Source organism: Vibrio sp. 1402, assembly GCF_033340275.1.
This window is the reverse complement of record NZ_JAWOWE010000389.1, coordinates 1-628: the sequence shown is the minus strand read 5'-3', so window position 1 is coordinate 628 and position 628 is coordinate 1. Positions and strand designations below refer to the sequence as shown.

The window sequence follows — 628 nt, the reverse complement described above, 5'->3', positions numbered from 1 at the left end:
CCTGTCGATGAATATGCTTATCTAGAAATTCCAACGTATATCCGTAAAGGAAAAACGTTGGTTTGGTAAGTAGATCTTTAAGGGTATAGCTCAACCAAAAGACTTGACTGATGAGATGTACAACACGTACATCTCATCTTTCATCTCTAAAAATAAAAACCCTGACGGGGGCAACTACCCCGTAGGGGTGAGTTTGTCTCTGTCGTTTAAAAACGTTCAAAAAGGAGACAAATCATGAACAAAATTACATTTACTTTCTGGAAAGCCATCTTGAATGTAGTGCTGGGCTTAGGTACTGGTGCTGTTATTACTGGTGGTATTGGTCTTATGACTGGTGGTGTACATCCCGCAGCTGTGCTCGGAGCTAATGTCGCTGCTGTTGTTATGGGATTAGTTTTCATGGCAGCTTACGTTGTTGGTTCTATCATTCTGGTAGCATTTAGTGACAGTGGATAAATAGGCTCAATTTTGAGCTTAATTTTCGTTAGGATCTGAATGACACTTTGAGGACAGAACAATGACAACAGGAAGCCTGTTATATTTTTCGCTCATCTTGGGGGGCCTGATAGCTATCATTGTTATTGGGTTGATAACCAAGAAGATTGTAGAAAAAAAGTTAAACAAAAAG

The 628-nt window shown here is 39.6% G+C and carries 1 protein-coding gene; it reads left to right on the top strand.

Features of this window, described 5'->3' with window-relative positions; translation table 11 throughout:
• The first annotated feature begins 234 nt into the window (after positions 1-234).
• Positions 235-456 carry a hypothetical protein gene (locus R7044_RS26240; protein ID WP_014386733.1) on the top strand — a complete coding sequence of 74 codons (222 nt, stop codon included), beginning with the start codon at positions 235-237 and terminating at the stop codon, positions 454-456.
• The last annotated feature ends 172 nt before the right edge of the window (positions 457-628 follow it).